This is a genomic window from Streptomyces sp. NPDC006365 (genome assembly GCF_042870755.1).
In the GTDB taxonomy this organism is placed as follows: Bacteria; Actinomycetota; Actinomycetes; order Streptomycetales; family Streptomycetaceae; genus Streptomyces; species Streptomyces xiangluensis.
Genome location: NZ_JBIAHS010000005.1, coordinates 135,652 through 153,051 on the forward strand (window position 1 = coordinate 135,652; position 17,400 = coordinate 153,051).

General features: G+C 70.4%; 12 protein-coding genes and 1 pseudogene. 8 read left to right on the forward strand and 5 right to left on the reverse strand.

Annotated features, from left to right (window positions below; translation table 11 throughout):
• Positions 1 to 331 precede the first annotated feature (331 nt).
• The 5 genes from ACFYO0_RS16630 (at position 332) to ACFYO0_RS16650 (ending at position 6,270) form a co-directional block, all read left to right on the forward strand.
• The gene (locus ACFYO0_RS16630; protein WP_388675792.1) at positions 332 to 1,987 is read left to right on the forward strand and encodes an FAD-binding dehydrogenase; all 1,656 of its coding nucleotides are present in this window, start codon (positions 332 to 334) and stop codon (positions 1,985 to 1,987) included.
• A 175-nt stretch (positions 1,988 to 2,162) separates the two neighbouring features.
• Entirely contained in the window at positions 2,163 to 3,116 is a 954-nt protein-coding gene (locus tag ACFYO0_RS16635; protein WP_388675794.1) for a hypothetical protein, read from the forward strand.
• An 86-nt stretch (positions 3,117 to 3,202) separates the two neighbouring features.
• Complete coding sequence (locus ACFYO0_RS16640) at positions 3,203 to 4,768, forward strand: APC family permease (RefSeq protein WP_388675796.1); 1,566 nt, start codon at positions 3,203 to 3,205, stop codon at positions 4,766 to 4,768.
• A gap of 94 nt (positions 4,769 to 4,862) precedes the next feature.
• Entirely contained in the window at positions 4,863 to 5,582 is a 720-nt protein-coding gene (locus tag ACFYO0_RS16645) for a molybdopterin-dependent oxidoreductase (protein ID WP_388675799.1), read from the forward strand.
• Positions 5,569 to 6,270: a cytochrome b/b6 domain-containing protein gene (locus ACFYO0_RS16650; RefSeq protein ID WP_388675802.1), complete on the forward strand. Its 702-nt coding sequence runs from the start codon at positions 5,569 to 5,571 to the stop codon at positions 6,268 to 6,270. Before ACFYO0_RS16645 ends, ACFYO0_RS16650 begins: the two co-directional genes overlap by 14 nt.
• Positions 6,271 to 6,606: 336 nt before the next feature.
• On the opposite strand, the gene ACFYO0_RS16655 is transcribed toward ACFYO0_RS16650, so the two are convergent.
• On the reverse strand, positions 6,607 to 8,001 hold the full coding sequence (locus ACFYO0_RS16655) for a gluconate:H+ symporter (protein ID WP_388675805.1): 1,395 nt from the start codon (positions 7,999 to 8,001) through the stop codon (positions 6,607 to 6,609).
• 76 nt (positions 8,002 to 8,077) lie between these two features.
• A complete protein-coding gene (locus ACFYO0_RS16660) occupies positions 8,078 to 8,596 on the reverse strand; it encodes a gluconokinase (RefSeq protein ID WP_388675807.1) in 519 nt (172 codons plus the stop codon).
• A gap of 195 nt (positions 8,597 to 8,791) precedes the next feature.
• Between ACFYO0_RS16660 and ACFYO0_RS16665 the strand changes: the two genes are divergently transcribed.
• The gene (locus ACFYO0_RS16665) at positions 8,792 to 9,493 is read left to right on the forward strand and encodes a FadR/GntR family transcriptional regulator (RefSeq protein ID WP_388675810.1); all 702 of its coding nucleotides are present in this window, start codon (positions 8,792 to 8,794) and stop codon (positions 9,491 to 9,493) included.
• 5 nt (positions 9,494 to 9,498) lie between these two features.
• Here ACFYO0_RS16665 and ACFYO0_RS16670 read toward each other — a convergent pair whose 3' ends face one another.
• The 3 genes from ACFYO0_RS16670 to ACFYO0_RS16680 form a co-directional block, all read right to left on the reverse strand.
• Complete coding sequence (locus tag ACFYO0_RS16670) at positions 9,499 to 9,921, reverse strand: YchJ family protein (protein ID WP_388675812.1); 423 nt, start codon at positions 9,919 to 9,921, stop codon at positions 9,499 to 9,501.
• A 230-nt stretch (positions 9,922 to 10,151) separates the two neighbouring features.
• Positions 10,152 to 11,507: a M1 family metallopeptidase gene (locus ACFYO0_RS16675; RefSeq protein ID WP_388676569.1), complete on the reverse strand. Its 1,356-nt coding sequence runs from the start codon at positions 11,505 to 11,507 to the stop codon at positions 10,152 to 10,154.
• Positions 11,508 to 11,596: 89 nt separating this feature from the next.
• Positions 11,597 to 15,472, reverse strand: coding sequence for a Pls/PosA family non-ribosomal peptide synthetase (locus ACFYO0_RS16680; protein WP_388675814.1), 3,876 nt, complete (start codon positions 15,470 to 15,472; stop codon positions 11,597 to 11,599).
• 365 nt (positions 15,473 to 15,837) lie between these two features.
• Between ACFYO0_RS16680 and ACFYO0_RS16685 the strand changes: the two genes are divergently transcribed.
• Together ACFYO0_RS16685 and ACFYO0_RS16690 are read left to right on the forward strand one after the other, a co-directional pair.
• A complete protein-coding gene (locus ACFYO0_RS16685) occupies positions 15,838 to 16,533 on the forward strand; it encodes a DUF2637 domain-containing protein (RefSeq protein ID WP_388675817.1) in 696 nt (231 codons plus the stop codon).
• Between the two features lie 536 nt (positions 16,534 to 17,069).
• A pseudogene (locus ACFYO0_RS16690) lies at positions 17,070 to 17,330 on the forward strand (TetR/AcrR family transcriptional regulator); the annotation flags it as partial.
• Between the last annotated feature and the right edge of the window lie 70 nt (positions 17,331 to 17,400).

The window sequence follows — 17,400 nt, forward strand, 5'->3', positions numbered from 1 at the left end:
GCGGGTGCGTCGTGGCCGGTCGCTCCCTCACTCTCGGCTCCTCCCTCACTCTCGGCTCCTCCCTCACTCTCGACTTCTCCCTCACTCTCGACTTCGCTCGAGCGGGGGGACCCCCATGAGCGGGGGGATCCCCATCGCGGCGGAGCCGCATATGTCACAGCCACGCGCGCCTGAAAAGCAAAAGCCCGCGCCCCGACGAATCCTGAACCTGCCCGCGGCCCCGACCCCCGACGAACCCAACCCGCCCAACCGCCGGAGGCAACAGGTTGACTCGGTCACGCGCTTGCCCAAAGATCTGACCGACCAGTAACAAGCCGAGGAGGGCCTGCTCATGGCGTACGACGCAGATGTGATCGTGATCGGGGCCGGCCTCGCCGGCCTGGCGGCGACCGCGGAGCTCGTCGACGCGGGCCGCAAGGTGATCCTTCTCGACCAGGAGCCGGAGCAGTCGATCGGCGGTCAGGCGCACTGGTCGTTCGGCGGACTGTTCTTCGTGAACTCGCCTGAACAGCGTCGTCTGCGGATCAAGGACAGCCATGCGCTGGCGCTCCAGGACTGGATGGGCACCGCTGCCTTCGACCGTCCCGAGGACCACTGGCCGCGGCAGTGGGCCGAGGCGTACATCGACTTCGCGGCTGGTGAGAAGCGGTCCTGGCTGCATGGCCAGGGCGTGCGGTTCTTCCCGGTGGTGGGCTGGGCCGAGCGCGGTGGCTACGACGCGAACGGGCACGGCAACTCCGTGCCGCGCTTCCACATCACGTGGGGGACCGGGCCGGGACTCGTCGAGCCTTTCGAGCGGCGGGTGCGGGCAGGGGTGGCCGGCGGGCTCGTCCAGCTGAAGTTCCGGCACCGGGTGACGGGACTGTCGCGAAGCGCGGGAACGGTGGACACGGTCACCGGGGAGGTTCTCGAGCCCTCGGACATCGAGCGGGGCCAGGAGAGCAGCCGCACGGTCACCGGTGCCTTCGAGTTGCGGGCCCAGGCGGTGATCGTCACCTCGGGTGGTATCGGCGGCAACCACGATCTCGTACGCGCCAACTGGCCGGAGCGGCTGGGCAGTCCGCCGGAGCGGATGATCGCCGGCGTGCCCGCGCACGTCGACGGCAAGATGCTCGGCATCGCCGAGGACGCGGGCGCGCACCACATCAACCGCGACCGCATGTGGCACTACACCGAGGGCATCCAGAACTGGAACCCCATCTGGGACAACCACGGCATCCGCATCCTGCCCGGCCCGTCGTCGTTGTGGCTGGACGCGCGGGGCAAGCGACTGCCCGTGCCGCTCTTCCCGGGCTTCGACACGCTCGGCACGCTGGAGCACATCATGAAGAGCGGGCACGACTACACGTGGTTCGTGCTCAACCAGCGGATCATCGGCAAGGAGTTCGCGCTCTCGGGCTCGGAGCAGAATCCTGATCTGACCGGGAAGTCCGTCAGGGACGTCTTCGTGCGGGCGCGAGCCGACGTACCCGGTCCGGTGAAGGCCTTCATGGACAACGGAGTCGACTTCGTCGTCGAGAAGGACCTGAGCGCGCTCGTCCGCGGCATGAACGCGCTCACGAAGGAGCCGCTCGTGGACGAGGCCGTCCTGCGCCGCGAGATCACCGCGCGCGACCGGGAGATCGCGAATCCGTTCACCAAGGACCTCCAGGTGACGGCGATCCGAGGGGCCCGGAAGTTCCTCGGGGACAAGCTGATCCGTACGGCCTCCCCGCACCGCATCCTCGATCCCAAGGCCGGACCGCTGATCGCCGTACGCCTCAACATCCTCACCCGCAAGTCCCTCGGAGGCCTGGAGACGGACCTCTCCTCGCGTGTGCTGACGGAGGGCGGGGATCCGCTGTCCGGCGTGTACGCGGCGGGGGAGGCGGCCGGGTTCGGCGGCGGAGGAGTGCACGGATACCGGTCCCTGGAGGGCACGTTCCTCGGCGGCTGCCTGTTCTCGGGCCGGACGGCGGGCCGCGCTGCGGCGAAGTCGGTGAGCTGAGGGGCGAGTTGAGGGGTGAGGTGAGGCCCGGGCGCCCAACTCCGGGCCTGTGATGCCCCCTTCCGGAGGTGTTCGACACAAGTAAGCAACCTGTCAGGCTTGACGTGAGCGTTGGGTGGAGGTTGGCTGTGCGTGATCAGTCGCTCATGTGACCGCCGTGTGAGGAAGTCGAGCGGTGTCCCCACCCCCACCCCCACCCCTCGGCCGCGGCCGCAAGCGCGCGGCCCATGCCTTCGACAGTGCTCTCGGTGACACCGAACTCATCACAGCCCGGGCCGCGTTGGCGCAGGGCCGATGGACAGCCGTACGCGGGCTGCTCGTGGCGACCGGCGACGACTGGGACCGCCGCGCGCATCGCGTCACCGTGCTCGCGCAGGAGTCCAGTACGCAGGCCTGGGCCCGCGACTGGCTGCTCGCCGAACCCGAGTCCGCCGACGCCGCCGTGCTGCTCGCCGTCGCCTCCGTGCAACGCGCCCTGAACGGCAAGGAGAAGCCGGACCGGGCGCGCGAGACCTGCCACAGCGCGGTGGCCCTCGCGCCCGCCGATCCCACGCCCTGGCTCGGCCTGCTGATGCTGGAGCGCACCCTGGGCAGCGACGAGGACGTGGTCCGGCTCTTCGACGAGGTACGCCATCGTCACCCCGACCACCACCATGCCCACCACCTGATGACCGCCCGGCTCGCCGAGCGCCGGCCGGGAGTGGGCCAGGATCCGCTGCACGAGGTGTACGACTTCGCAGGCTGGTCCGCCGAACAGGCGCCCGCCGACTCTCCGTTGGCGATCCTGCCGGTCGTCGCGCACGCCGAGCGCTATCGCGTGCTGGCCGCCGCCGGCTGGGAGCCCGCCGACCCAGTGGCTTCCGGGCACTGGGTCGGCCGCCGGGCCCGCCAGGTGATGAAGGCCGCCTTCGACTGGTGGCTCGAATGGGAGCGCGACGACCATCCGCGCAGCAACGTCGACCTCAACTTCCTTGCCCACGCCAAGTTCTGCGAGGGCCGGGGCGCAGAGGCCGCCGCCCTGTTCCACCGCATCGGACCGCACGCGACCCCGGCCCCGTGGGCGTACCCCGATCGAGATCCGTACACCGCCTTCCGTGCCGCACGCGACAGCGTGCTCGGCGCGGCGTGAAACCAGTGACCAGCGATCAGTAGCAAGCGACCTGTAAACGACCGCACTTGATATCCGAACTTGAAATTCGAAAGGACAATCCCGCGATGACGACGGGCAGTTCGAACCCCTCGAGCACTTCGAGCGCGAGCAGAGCGGCAGCCGACGGCGGTGGTATCAGCACCTTCAAGGGGCAGGAGCGCGCGCTGCGCGCCGACCGGCTCGGCACGGCGGGCCTGCTTCTGTCCATTCTCGCGGCCACCGCCCCGCTCATGGTGGTCGCGGGTGTCATGCCCACGGCATTCGCGGTGATGGGCATCGTCGGCCAGCCGCTGCTCTTCGTCATCCTCGGAGTGGTGCTCGTTCTCTTCAGCGTCGGATACGCGGAGATGAGCCGCCACGTCCACAACGCCGGCGCCTTCTACGCGTACGTCGCCCGCGGCCTCGGCGGCACCGCGGGCGCGGGCGCCGCACTTGTCGCGCTCGCCGCCTACAGCGCGCTCCAGATCGGCATCTACGGCATCTTCGGCTTCGAGGTGTCCGGACTGTTCGCCACCTATCTCGAAGTCGAAGTCGCCTGGTGGATACCCGCCTTGGCAGCCGCGCTGGTCGTCGGCGTGCTCGGCTGGCTGAAGATCGACGTGAACGCGCTCGTGCTCGGCGTACTGCTGCTCATCGAGGTGGCGCTCGTCGTGATCTTCGACGTCGCGGCCGTCGCCGATCCCGCCGGGGAGGGTCTGTCGCTGCACGCCTTCAACCCCGACACGCTGACCGGGGCGGGCGTCGGCACGGCGCTGTGCTTCTGCATCGCGGCCTTCACCGGATTCGAGCAGGCGCCGGTGTACGCCGAGGAGACCAGCCGTCCGCAGATCCTGGTTCCTCGCGCGATGTTCCTCGCGATCGGCTTCGTCGCCGTCTTCTTCGCGTTCAGTTCCTGGGCGCTGACCGTCGCCGCCGGACCCAAAGCGATTGTGGGCACCGCGCAGGAGCAGAGTGCCGGGCTGCTGTTCTTCCTCACCGAGTCGCGGCTCGGCGGGACGTTCACGGATGTCCTCCATGTCCTGTTCGTGACCGGCATGTTCGCGGCATTGCTCAGTTTCCACAACGTCGTCGCGCGGTACGCCTTCGCCATGGGCCGGGAGGGGCTGCTGCCCGCCACGTTCGGCCGCACGGCGGGCACGAGCGGTGCCCCCGGCACGGGCTCGCTCCTGCAGACCGTCGTCGCCGTGGTCGTCGTGGCCGGCTTCGCGGTGGCCGACGACAAGCCGACCGGTGACCCGACCGCGCCCGTACTGCAGCTGTTCACCTGGTTCGGCAACATCGGAGCGCTCGGCGTCATCCTGCTCATGGCTACGGCTTCGCTCTCGGTCATCGTGTTCTTCGTCCGCCGCGGCGCCGCCGGTGCGCAGGCCTGGCGGCTGGCCGCGTCCGCGGTCGCGGGCGTCGCGCTCCTGGTCATCGCGTTCTACACCATCACGGACGTCGACGTACTCGTGGGCGCGGGCCCCGGCTCCGCGCTGGCCTGGGTGCTGCCGGGCAGCATCGTGCTGGCCGCCGTCCTCGGCCTCCTCCAGGGCCTGCTGATGCGCGCCCGCAACCCCGCGGCGCACGCCCGCATCGGGCTCGGGAACGAGGCCTTCCAGCTGGACAAGGCGGCGGAGTCCGGCTCCTGAGGCCAGTGGTTACGGATTACTGACGGGCACCCCTGATCCCTGGCTTTCCGGGGGGCGGGGGTGCTCGAATCAATGGGTGAACTCGGAACAACCGATGGCATCGGAACCAGAGCCGGGCGGCCGCCCCATAGGGCGGCGGCTCCTGCTCGGTACGCTCGGACTCGGCGCGCTGGGCGTGGCCGCCGCGCCCACGCTCCAGCGCGGCCTCGAGTCCTTCCTCGGCGGCGCCGCCGACAAGGACCCCACCGGACTGACCGGCCTCCTGCCCAACGGCGGCGGCTTCCGCTACTACTCGGTCACCTCGTCCGTCCCGAGGAAGGGCGAGGACGACTACCGCCTCACCATCGACGGGCTGGTGGACCGTCCCACCACGTACACGCTCGACGAGCTGCGCGCCCTGCCGCTGACCCGGATGGTCCGCGACGTCCAGTGCGTCACGGGCTGGCGGGTGCCGGACACACCCTTCGAAGGCGTACGGCTGTCGCGGTTGCTTGATGCGGCTGGGGTGCGGTCCTCGGCCGGAGCGGTGCGCTTCACATGTTTCGACGGTGCGTACTCGGAGAGCCTGACGCTGTCCCAGGCCCGCCGCGACGACGTCCTCGTCGCCCTCCGTATGCAGGACAAGGACCTGTCCCACTCCCATGGCGGCCCCGTCCGCCTCTATGTCGCCCCCATGTACTTCTACAAGTCCGCGAAGTGGCTCTCCGGCATCACCCTCACGTCGGACGTCCGTCCTGGCTACTGGGAGAAGCGCGGTTACGACGTGGACGCGTGGGTGGGACGCTCGAACGGACGTGACGATGAAGTCACCTGAGACTCCGTCGGCGGCTGAGCCGGCGGCGGGCTCTGCGCGACCGGCCGGTCCGGCTCGCCCCGACGAGCCCGCCGGCTCTGCCGTCTCCGGCGGCTCCGCGCGGGTGCGGCGGTTCAGTCGGGGTGAGCGGTGGGTGCACCGTGTGACGGCTGTGTTGATGGCGCTGTGCGTGGTGACTGCCGCCTGCCTCTACGTGCCTCAGCTGGCGGAACTGGTCGGGCGCCGTGCGCTGGTGGTCGTGGTGCACGAGTGGTCCGGACTGTTGCTGCCGGTTCCGGTGCTGGTGGGGCTCGCGTCCCGCGCGTTCCGCGCGGACCTGCGGTTGCTGAACCGGTTCGGGGCGCATGACCGCGTGTGGCTGCGGTCGGCTCTGCGGCGTGACACTCGAGCCGCCTCGCGTCCGGCCGGCAAGTTCAATGCGGGTCAGAAGACGTACGCGGCGTGGATCGCCGGGGCGACGCTGGTGATGCTCGGTACGGGGCTGATGATGTGGTTCACGCATCTCACGCCGCTCGTCTGGCGCACGAGCGCGACGTTCGTCCACGACTGGCTGGCCCTGACGATCGGCATCGTCCTGGCCGGCCACATCGGCATGGCACTGGCGGATCCCGAGGCGCGGCGGGGGATGCGGACGGGGTCGGTGAGCAGTGAGTGGGCAAAGCGGGAGCATTCGCTTTGGCGTCCGTAGTGGGGGGGCTCTGTCGGCTGCGGGTACGTTGTGGGGCCGCGGGCTCAGGGCTGCGGGTAGTCGCAGGTTTTTGCTTTTCGGGGGCGCGGGGCTGTGACATATGCGGCTCCGCCGCGATGGGGGTACCCCCATGAGCGGGGGAGCGACAAGCCACAACGAACCCGCACTCGCCCACGAACCCGACACCCCGACCCGGTAGGCACCAGCCCGCCTACGAACCCCACCCACACCGCCGGAGGCAGGGGCCTGGGAGCGCAGCCCCCGGTTTCGGGAAGGGGCGGGTGGGTGAGGAAGGGAACCCTCCCTCACCCACCCGCACCGAGGTGCCGATGGCCGCTAAATAACCAGCGACAGCAGCAGCACGACGCCCCCGGCGACCACCGAGATGATGGTCTCCATCACCGACCACGTTTTGATCGTCTGACCGACATCGAGGCCGAAGTACTCCTTCACCAGCCAGAACCCGGCATCGTTCACGTGGCTGAAGAACAGCGAACCCGCCCCGATGGCCAGCACCAGCAAAGACGCGTGCGCAGTCGACATGTCGGCCGCAAGCGGCGCGACAAGCCCGGCGGCCGAGATCGTGGCGACGGTGGCGGACCCGGTCGCAAGCCGAATCGCCACCGCGATCAGCCAGGCGAGGAGCAGCGCGGGAATCGACCAGTCCTCCGAGATGTCCAGGATCATCTGACCCACACCGGAGTCGATCAGCGTCTGCTTGAAACCGCCACCCGCGCCGACAATGAGCAGGATGCCCGCGATCGGGCCGAGGGACTTCTCGACCGTCGTAGATATCCGGTCCTTGGTGAAGCCGGCCGCCCGGCCAAGGGTGAAGATGCCGACGATCACGGCCGCGAGCAACGCGATCAGCGGGGAGCCGATCACGTCGAAGACGCGCTGCACCGTGTTCTCGGGATCGTCGATGACGATGTCCACCAGCGCCTTGGCCAGCATCAGCACGACCGGCAGCAGCACGGTGGTGATGGTGACGCCGAAGCCGGGACGCTTCTCCAGGTCGTCGGAGGTGCGCTGGGGGATCATCTTCTCGGGGGCGGGGACGTCCACCCAGCGGGCCGCGTACTTCGAGAACATCGGGCCCGCGATGACCACGGTCGGTATGGCGACGAGCAGGCCGAGTGCGAGAGTGACACCGAGGTCCGCCTTGACCGTGTCGATCGCGACCAGCGGGCCGGGGTGCGGCGGGATCAGGCCGTGCATCACGGACAGACCCGCGAGGGCCGGGATGCCGATCCGCATCAGCGAGTAGTTGCCGCGCTTGGCCACCATCAGGACGACCGGGATCAGCAGCACGATGCCGACCTCGAAGAACAGCGGCAGCCCGATCACCGAGGCGATCAGCACCATCGCCCACGGCATCGAACGCCCTCCCGCCTTCGCGAGGATCGTGTCGACTATCTGGTCCGCGCCGCCGGAGTCCGCGAGCAGCTTGCCGAGGATGGCGCCGAGGGCGATGAGTACACCCACGCCGGCGACCGTCGAGCCGAGGCCGGCGCTGAAGCTCGCGATGGCCTTGTCGAGCGGCGCCCCGGCGATCGCGCCCAGCGCCAGCGTCCCAATGGTCAGCGCGAGAAAGGCGTGCAGCTTGAACTTGGTGATGAGCAGGACGATGACGGCGATGCCCGCCAGAACGGCAATGCCCAACTGCGCATGACCCGCCGAGGTGATCGGCTCGGGGTCCGCTGCCAGAATCTCGGCACTGAGACTGGTCACGGTGCTCTTCCTTGAGTGGTTTGGGGGGAGGGGGAGTTACTGCTTGGGAGGCCCGGAGCGTTACTGGGCGAGGGAGTTACCGGTCGAGGCCCTGCAGAGCGGTCACAGCCCGCTCGGCGATCTCCTCCGGACTGCCGGAGACGTCCACGGCGACACCCGCCTCGTCCGCCTCGAGCGGCTGAAGGGTGGCGAATTGGGAGTCCAGCAGCGCCGTCGGCATGAAGTGCCCCTTGCGGTGCGCCATCCGGTCCTCGATGAGCTTGCGGTCACCCGTGAGATGGACGAAGACGACGCCGGGCGCGGAGGCCCGCAAGCGGTCGCGGTAACTCCGTTTCAGCGCCGAGCAGCTGACCACCCCGCCGAGACCGGCCCGCTCGTGCGCCCACCGGCCGATGGCGTCCAGCCAGGGCCGGCGGTCCTCGTCGGTGAGCGGCGTACCGGCCGACATCTTGGCGATGTTGGCCTCGGGGTGGAAGTCGTCGCCCTCGGCGTACGGCACGCCGAGCCGGTCGGCGATGGGGGGCCCGACGGTGGTCTTGCCGGTGCCTGCGACGCCCATGACCACGACGACATGGGGGAACCGCGCTTGATTCATCGTGTTCTCGCTGCCTTCTTCTTCGTTCGGATGGCTGACATCGAGCAGTCGACATCGACGGTGGACATCGAGCGTTCGATGCCGGGTGCCGCATCCGTGCACGACACTGAAACCCATTGGTCATACGAATTCAAGAGCCTGTGGCATAAAAGTCTGACTTTTTCTCCTCGGGGGCCGCCTCGTAGGCTGAACCCCATGAGCACACCGGGCCGGGGGCTGCACGGCCATGTACTGGAGAGCCTCGGTCCTGCCATCACCGCGGGTGAGTACCCGCCAGGCAGCGTGCTGCGCACCGACGAACTGGCGCAGCGCTTCGAGGTGTCGCGGTCGGTTATGCGGGAGGCCGTACGGGTCCTGGAGTCGATGCACCTGGTCGAGTCCCGTCGCCGGGTCGGCGTGACGGTGCTCCCCACCTCCGAGTGGAACGTCTACGATCCGCAGGTCATCCGGTGGCGTCTCGCGGGCGCCGACCGCCCGCGCCAGCTGCGCTCGCTCACCGTGCTGCGCTCCGCCGTCGAACCGGTCGCCGCCGGCCTGGCCGCCCAGCACGCCACTCCTGACGAGTGCGCGGAACTCACCGAGTGCGCCCTGGGCATGGTCGCCACCTCACGTGGCCACCAGCTCGAGAAGTACCTCTTCCACGACGTCGCGTTCCACCGGGTCATCCTCAACGCGTCCCGCAACGAGATGTTCGCCCGTCTCGGCGACGTCGTCGCAGAGGTCCTGACGGGCCGCACCCACCACCAGGTCATGTTCTGGGACCCCGACCCGGCCGCCGTCACCCTGCACGTCAAGCTCGCCGAGGCGGTACGGGAGCGCGACGCGGCACGCGCGGAGGAGCTGACCCGTGAGATCGCGGTGGGCGCCCTGCAGGAGCTGGACATACTGGCGCCCTGAGCCGCCTACTCGAGGAACTCCCCGTCGACGTACACCCACGCCCCGTCGACCCGCTCGAACCGGCTCCGCTCCTGCAGCGAGCCACCGGCGTACGAGGCCCGGAAGGTCACGGTCCCGGTGCTGTGGAACGCCGACCCCTCACCCGTACCGAGAATCTCCAGCCCGGTCCACCGCATCCCAGGATCGAACTCCACGCGCGCCGGCCGGGTCCGCGGATGCCAGGTCCGCAGCAGATACGCCTCGTCGCGCCGCACGAACGCGCAGTACCGCGACCGCATCAGCACCTCAGCGGTCGCCGCACCCCGAGCACCCGAGTGGAAGCGACCACAACACTCCTCGTACGCCTCGCCAAGGCCGCAAGGGCACCCACCGGCATCCGCCGCAAGACCACGCGACCGCCGCCGGGACACTGAACCACGTCGGGACATGGCCCCATTGTGCCGCGGGGCCCCGCCCCTTCCCGAAACGGGGGCTGCCGCCCCAGACCCCCACAAGGGGGTGGGGGGTGACACGTGGTGTCGCGACTACGGGTCCGTCATGGCTGGTCGCGCAGTTCCCCGCGACCCCAAAAGCGAACGCCAGCGCCTTCACGCGCCCGCACCCCGACGGACCAGCCACAACGAACCCGCGGATCCGAACCGGCCGTTCAGCCCAGCACTCACCCGTCGCCCGGCGGATAAGTCGGCCGAGCCGGAATCGCCACGCCGGAGGCGGACGGCAGCGGCGGCAGCGCCGTCTCGTACAGCCAGGCGGAGAACAGATCGTCCAGCGGAGCGTCCCCGTACCGCGCGACGTGCCGCGTGAACGCCTCCGTCGTCACCGCGCCGCCCCGATGCAGCGCCGCCCACGCGCGCAGCATCCGGAAGAACGCCTCGTCACCCAGCGCGCAGCGCACTGCATGCAGCACCAGCCCGCCACGCTCGTAAAGCCGGTCGTCGAACATCGACTTGCGCCCCGGGTCCGCCAGTCGAAGGTCCTGCGGCAGCCCGCCCAGCTTCCGGTGGGCGAGGCCCGCGAGCGCCTGCGCACTGCGCCCGCCCGACCGCTCCGACCAGAGCCACTCCGCGTACTTCGCGAACCCTTCGTTCAGCCAGATGTGCCGCCAGTCGGCGATGCTCACACTGTTGCCGAACCACTGGTGCGCCAGCTCGTGCGCGACAAGACGCTCCGAACCCCGCGCCCCGTCCACGTGATTGGCGCCGAACAGGGACAACCCCTGCGCCTCCACCGGGACGTCGAGCTCCTCCTCGGTGACGACGACCGCGTACTCACCGAACGGATACGGGCCGAAGACGTCCTCGAACAGCTCCATCATCGCGGGCTGCCGCGCGAAGTCCCGGGAGAACGGGGTGAGCAGATGAGCCGGGATGTGCCCGGCCTGCGGCACACCGCCGAGGCCGGGGTCGCCGAGCAGCACCGTCTGGTACTTGCCGATGGACAGCCCGACCAGATAGCTGGAGGTGGGCGCCGACTGCTCGTAGACCCAGGTGGTCGTCGAGGCCTTCGTCGTCCGGGTCAGCAGCCGGCCGCCCGCCACGACCGAGTACGCGGACGGCGTGGTGATCGACAGCTGGTACGAGGCCTTGTCGGCGGGCCGGTCGTTGCACGGGTACCAGGACGGCGCCCCGACCGGCTGGCTGGCCACCAGCGCCCCGTCCTCCAGCTCCTCCCAGCCGAGCCCGCCCCAGGGGCTGCGTACCGGCTTTGGATTGCCCGACCAGTGCACCTCCACCGTGAAGGCGGCCCCGGCCCGGATCGGCTTCGCCGGGCGGATGCGGAGCCGGCCGCCGCGGTGCGTGTAGTGCGGCGCCCTGCCGTCGACCCGGACCCGGCCCACCTTGAAGTCGGCGAGGTTCAGCAGGAATTCGGCGAGCGGCGCCCGGCCGGCTATGGCGTTGAGCCGGGCGGTGCCGGACAGCCGGTTGGGGCCGGGACGGTAGTCCAGGGCGAGTTCGTACCGGTGCACCCGGTAGCGGACGTCCCCGTTCGCCGGGAAGTACGGGTCCGCTCCCACTGTCCGCTGAACCACTGCTGTGTCCGCTCCCTGCCCTGTGCTCGTACGACATGCCGGTGCCCCCGCCCCGGGCGCTGTACGGGCCGCGCCTAGGAACGCCATGCTTCGATCGGGTTGCCCAGCCAACGGGTGTCGTCGGGAACGGATTCCGCCGCCATGACGAGGGATGCGGGTCCCAGTGTGCTGCGCGCCCCGACGGTGCTGCCGGGCAGAACGATTCCGCCCGGGCCCAGGGTGGCGCCCTCACGGAGGACCACAGTATCCGTCCGCAAGATCCGGTCGTGGAAGAGGTGGGTCTGCAGGACGCAGCCGCGGTTCACGGTGGCGGCGGCCTCAAGGGTCACCAGGTCCGTTTCGGGCAGCCAGTAGCTCTCCACCCACACGCCCTTGCCGATCCGGGCGCCGAGCCCGCGCAGCCACAGCGGCATCAGCGGCGTACCGGGCACGGAACCGGCCAGCCACGGCACAGCCACCACCTCGACGAAGGTGTCGGCCAGCTCGTTGCGCCACACGAAGCCGCTCCACAGCGGGTGCTCACCGGTCCGGTGCCGGCCCACGAGCAGCCACTTCGCGACGATCGACAGCACCGCGGCAGCCGCACCGGCAGCCAGTAGCACCACACCGGCGAGAGCCCAGGCCCATGCCCCCAGCACGCTCAGCGCGGCCACCGTCAGCACGGCCAGCGCGGCCGAGCAGAACACCGGGACGATCCGGCACAGTTCGACGAGCGCGCGCGCCCACAGCAGCCGCGCGGGCGGGTCGTACGTACGGCTCTGGTCGCCGTCACTCGTCGCCCGCGGCAGCTTCACCGGCGGCAGTCCCAGATACGAGCTGCCCTTCTTCGCCTTCTTCGGCGTCGCGGAAAGAACGCCGACCAGGCCGCCGTCCGGCACGGAGCGGCCCGGCGCGGTCATCCCGGAGTTGCCGAGGAAGGCACGGCGGCCGATCTCCGCCCGCCCGATCCGCATCCAGCCGCCCCCGAGCTCGTACGGAGCGGTCAGTGTGTCGTCCGCGAGGAACGCGCCCTCGCCGACCGTCGTGAGGGTGGGCAGCGCGAGGACGGTCGACACTTCGGCGCCCCGCCCGATCTTCATCCCGAGCAGCCGCAGCCACACGGGCGTGACAAGGCCGGCGTACAGCGGGAACAGCGTCTCGCGGGAGCGGTCCATCAGCTGCGTGACCGTCCAGGCCTGCCATCCGATCCTGCTGTGCGTGGGATGCGTGCCCGGACGCAGGCCCAGACTGAGCAGTCGTACGGAGACCAGCAGGAGCAGCGCGTACGCGCAACCGAAGGCCAGCGTCGCCGGCACCAGCGCGAGCGCTGCGCCCCGCAGTGCCCCGCCGAGCCCGGCGTCCGGTGAGACGAAGAGGCTCGCCACGAGGAGAGCGGCAAGGCCCGCGACCAGCGGCAGGGCGTTCAGGGCGAATCCGGTCGCGCCGTACATCACGCGCCAGTACGTCCCCTTCTGCGGCCGCTCCTTGGGCCAGTCCCGCTTCGCCTTGCCGAGCTTGACGGCGGGAGCGCCCGCCCAGCGCTGACCGGTGGGGATGTGACCGGACACGGCGGAGCCGGGGGCCACCTCGGCCCGCTTGCCGACGCGGGCACCCGGGAAGAGCATGCCGCGGGTGCCGACCACCGCGCCGGCGCCCACCTTGACGGTGCCGATCTCCAGGCGGTCGCCGTCCAGCCAGTGCCCGGACAGGTCCACCTCGGACTCGACGGCGGCACCGCGGCCGAGCTTGAGCATGCCGGTCACCGGCGGCAGCGAGTGCAGGTCCACATCGGGGCCGATCTTGGCGCCGAGCGCCCGCGCATACCGCTCCAGCCAGGACCCGGTCAGCGCGGTCGCCCCGCTGAACTCGGCGAGCCGCTCCGCCGTCCACAGCCGCAGATGCACGCTCCCGCCGCGGGGATACCGGCCGGGCTGCACTCCGCGCAGGAGCAGCCGGGCACCGCCCGCGGCGATCGCGAGGCGCCCAGGCGGACTGAAGAACAGCGCCGCTCCGGCAGCGACGGCCCACCACGAGGTCTCAGGAGCCCAGGGGTACGCGCCGAACCAGTGCAGGACGTTGCCGAGCGCGGCAAGCGCCACCGTCCAGCGCAGCCCGAGGACCGTGAACAGGGGGATGAGCAGAAGCAGTTGAACGACCTTGGCCCGCAGCGGCACCGGCGCGATCTCGCGGGCGGCACCGTCGCCCTGCGCGGACTTCTCCAGATGCCGGGCCAGCTTGCGCAGCACGGGGTGCTGATAGAGGTCGACCACGGCGGCGCTGGGGTAGCGGGTACGCAACCTGGTGGTGAGCTGGGCGGCGGCCAGGCTGCTTCCGCCGATCGCGAAGAAGTCGTCCCGGGCGCCGCCCACCGGGATGCCGAGCACCTCGCTCCACTGCTCGGCGAGCCAGGCCTCGGTGCCGTACAGCTGCTCGGCGGGACCACCGGTCTCCAGGCCTTCGAGCGGCCACGGCAGCGCGTTCCGGTCGACCTTGCCGGACGTACGCGTCGGCAGCTCGTCGACGGGGGCGAGCAACGGCACCAGGGCCGCGGGCAGTTCGGCACGCAGCTTCTTGACGGCACTCGCGTGGTCCCAGCCGTCCTGCGTCACCACATAGCCGACGAGCAGCTGGTTGCCGCTGCGCGCGCTGCGCACGGCGGCAGCCGCGCCCTGGACACCCGGGAGGGCCTGCAGCGCGGCGTCCACCTCGCCCAGTTCGATCCGCCGCCCGCCGAGCTTGATCTGTTCGTCGGCCCGCCCGAGGAAGACCAGCCCCTCCGGCTCGGCCTTGACCAGGTCACCGCTGCGATACGCACGCTTCCAGCCCAACGACTCCAGCGGGGCGTACTTCTCCGCGTCCTTCTCCGGGTCGAGGTAGCGGGCAAGGCCCACCCCGCCGATCACCAGCTCACCGCTGCCGCCCATCGGCACCGGCTCCCCGGCCTCGTCGACGACGGCCAGTTCCCAGCCGTTCAGCGGCAGCCCGATCCGGATCGGCTCCTGGCCGCTCATCAGTGAGGCGCAGGCGACGACGGTGGCCTCGGTCGGCCCGTACGTGTTCCAGACCTCGCGTCCCTCGGTCACGAGCCGCTGGACGAGCTCGGGCGGGCAGGCCTCGCCGCCGAAGATCAGCAGCCGGACGTCGTTGAGGGCCTCCGGCTCCCACAGGGCGGCCAGCGTCGGCACCGTGGACACCACGGTGATCTCCTGCTCCACCAGCCAGGGCCCGAGATCGGCACCGCTGCGCACCTGGGAACGCGGCACGGGTACCAGACAGGCCCCGTATCGCCAGGCCAGCCACATCTCCTCGCAGGAGGCGTCGAAGGCGACGGACAGCCCGGCCATGACCCGGTCGCCGGGCCCGATCGGCTCCTCGGTGAGGAACAGCCCGGCCTCGGCGTCCACGAAGGCGGCGGCGCTGCGGTGACTGACGGCGACGCCCTTGGGCTTTCCGGTCGAGCCGGAGGTGAAGATGATCCAGGCGTCGTGCTCGGTACCGGGCCGCGCGGCGGGCGTCTCGCTCTTCTCACCGACGGTCAGCTCGTGCCCGGCCCCGACGACCGCCCGCACTCCGGCCTCGCCGAACACCAACTCGGCGCGCTCGTCGGGGTCTTCGGCGTCCACGGGCACATAGGCGGCGCCTGCGGCCAGTACGGCGAGGATGGCGACGTACAGGTCATTGGTCCCGGAGGGGACGCGTACGCCGACCCGGTCGCCGAGGCCGACCCCGGCGGTGCTCAGGCGTCGCCGCAGGTTCTCGACCTCGACGGCCAGTGCCCGGTACGTCAGGGGGCGGGTCCCGTCGTCCAGAGCGAGCTCGTCCGGATACGAGCGGACGGAGGCCTCGAAGACGTCGACAAGGGTGCGGGGAGAGGCCGCGGGACCCGCGGAGAAACGTGCCGTATCGCCGAACTGTTCGCGGATCTCTGCGTCGAGCACACCGAGAGCACTGCTCTCGTGTATGGCTGCCATCGCGTCCTCGCCTCTCGTTCCCGGAAACCTCCGGGGCGCTGGCGGGCCCGCAGGTCTGCCTGGGGTTGTCCGGCTCCAGCTCCGTAACAAGCCGGAAATCTTAGTACGACTCTGGCACTCACCCCTTACGAGCGGCGATACGGGAGGTCCGTTCGGGGCTGCCCATCGAAGGTCCTCGCCCGCAGTGACCTCGTGATCTGCCCCTCGGACGAGAGATCGACCACACATCGACCAGGGCCGTAGATCCGATGAGTAACTAAGCGCATCAATATGGGTACATTGCTTTTAAATTGGGCGTATCCAGCTAATTTTCCCCTCGTTGGGGAGTGCATGGCGACGATGAGCCCGCAGGGCACGGTGACGGCATGAGCGGTTACTGGCCCCAGCCCGAGGACGGGTTGGACAGCACTGGATATCAGTCGGGCTCCTTCGGAGCGGACGTGCTCGACCCCACGGTCCCCGAAGGCCTGCACACCGAGTGGGACTTCGACCAGGACCTGACCCGGCTGCTCCAGACCGGTGCACCCGCCGCACCCGTCTCCACGGCGCCCCCGATCCCGCGGAAGCGCGGTGCCCGTCGGCGGCCCAACAGGCTGGTGCGGTGCGCCCGTTGGTTCCAGAGGCCGTGGCTGAAGGTGCTGAGCCTGTCCATCGCGGCGCTGACCGCGGTGATCGTGGGCATGGTGAGCGTGCTCGGCGCGCTGGTCGCCTACGACCCGCTGCGCCGCGTGGCGTCCCCCGGGGCCCATGGGCTGGCCGCATGGTGGCCGCTGCTGGTCTACGGGCCGTGGCTGGTGGCCTCGTTGTCCATCCTGCGGGCCGCGCTGCACCGCCGCCGCGCCGCGCACTCCTGGGCCGTGGTGCTGCTCTTCTCCGCCGTCGCGATGTGCCTGTGCGTCGCCCACGCCCCCAAGGCGCCCGTCGCGATGGCGGTGGCGGCCCTTCCACCGGTCACCGCCCTGCTCTCCTTCCAGCAGCTCGTCCGCCAGCTCACGCTCACCACCCCCGCCAAGCCGGTCGTGCCCCGCCAGCGGCGCGCCGGGCGGCACGCCACCGACTGACTACGCAGCCGTGGCAGGGGAATTCATGGCAACCTCGTCCTCGCCGCCGCCGGACTGCTGAGGGGTCGGCGTGCAACGGCCTACTGGGCCTCCGCCGAGTACCTCCGGTCCACGTTCGACGTCGCCTACCTGGGTAGAACGGAGGCAGTACCCGAGGTGAGGATGGACGCGATGTACAGGATTCCTCGCTGGGTCGTCCAGGCGATCGGCCTGCTCGCCACGCTGGCGATACTGCTGTGGCTGGCGACCCTGCTGGTGGAGAACTTCTGAGTCAGCGGCTCGGGCTGCGAGTGACGCAGACCCAGGCAACGCGACGGTGCCGGCCGAGAGTCGGCCAGCACCCGTGGGCGTATTGTGCGCGTCCGAGGACCGACACGACCACTACGCCTGCGCCCCGGCGCGGCGGACTCGGCTGCTGGTTTTCTCCAGCGTGATGACCGTGGCGCTGAACGTGACAGATCCGCCGCTCGCCGGGCGGCCTGTGACGCCGTCGGACCGCTGTTGCTGGTCGGCTGGTCCGAGTTCGGACCGGGTCTGCTGAGCTCAAGGCCGCCTACGGGCGGTTGCTCGCGGCGACCGGCCCCGGCGTGGAACTCCCGCCCGAGGAGCTGGAGATCCGCACCGACCTGGTCTTCGGTCTCATCGAGGGTGTCATCCTCATCCGCCGTGAGGCGCCGCACCGTGACGTCGTCACCTTCGCTGCCGCCACAGCCGACGCGGCCCTGCGGGTGTCCGGCTGCCCCGAGCACGTCCTGCCCAAGCTCCGGCGGCAAGGCGAAGCGCTTCTGTCCCTGTGACCGTGCGGGGCCGCCCGAACTGCCGGTTCGCGCCGTAAGTGCGGTGCTCGAAGTACTCCGGCCCGGGGTG

Bases quoted from the DNA above. Each gene is read 5' to 3' on its own strand.
- ACFYO0_RS16630 (WP_388675792.1), top strand. From the start codon at position 332: ATGGCGTACGACGCAGATGTGATCGTGATCGGGGCCGGCCTCGCCGGC.
- ACFYO0_RS16640 (WP_388675796.1), top strand. From the start codon at position 3,203: ATGACGACGGGCAGTTCGAACCCCTCGAGCACTTCGAGCGCGAGCAGA.
- ACFYO0_RS16645 (WP_388675799.1), top strand. From the start codon at position 4,863: ATGGCATCGGAACCAGAGCCGGGCGGCCGCCCCATAGGGCGGCGGCTC.
- ACFYO0_RS16650 (WP_388675802.1), top strand. From the start codon at position 5,569: ATGAAGTCACCTGAGACTCCGTCGGCGGCTGAGCCGGCGGCGGGCTCT.
- ACFYO0_RS16660 (WP_388675807.1), bottom strand. From the start codon at position 8,596: ATGAATCAAGCGCGGTTCCCCCATGTCGTCGTGGTCATGGGCGTCGCA.
- ACFYO0_RS16665 (WP_388675810.1), top strand. From the start codon at position 8,792: ATGAGCACACCGGGCCGGGGGCTGCACGGCCATGTACTGGAGAGCCTC.
- ACFYO0_RS16670 (WP_388675812.1), bottom strand. From the start codon at position 9,921: ATGTCCCGACGTGGTTCAGTGTCCCGGCGGCGGTCGCGTGGTCTTGCG.
- ACFYO0_RS16680 (WP_388675814.1), bottom strand. From the start codon at position 15,472: ATGGCAGCCATACACGAGAGCAGTGCTCTCGGTGTGCTCGACGCAGAG.
- ACFYO0_RS16685 (WP_388675817.1), top strand. From the start codon at position 15,838: ATGAGCGGTTACTGGCCCCAGCCCGAGGACGGGTTGGACAGCACTGGA.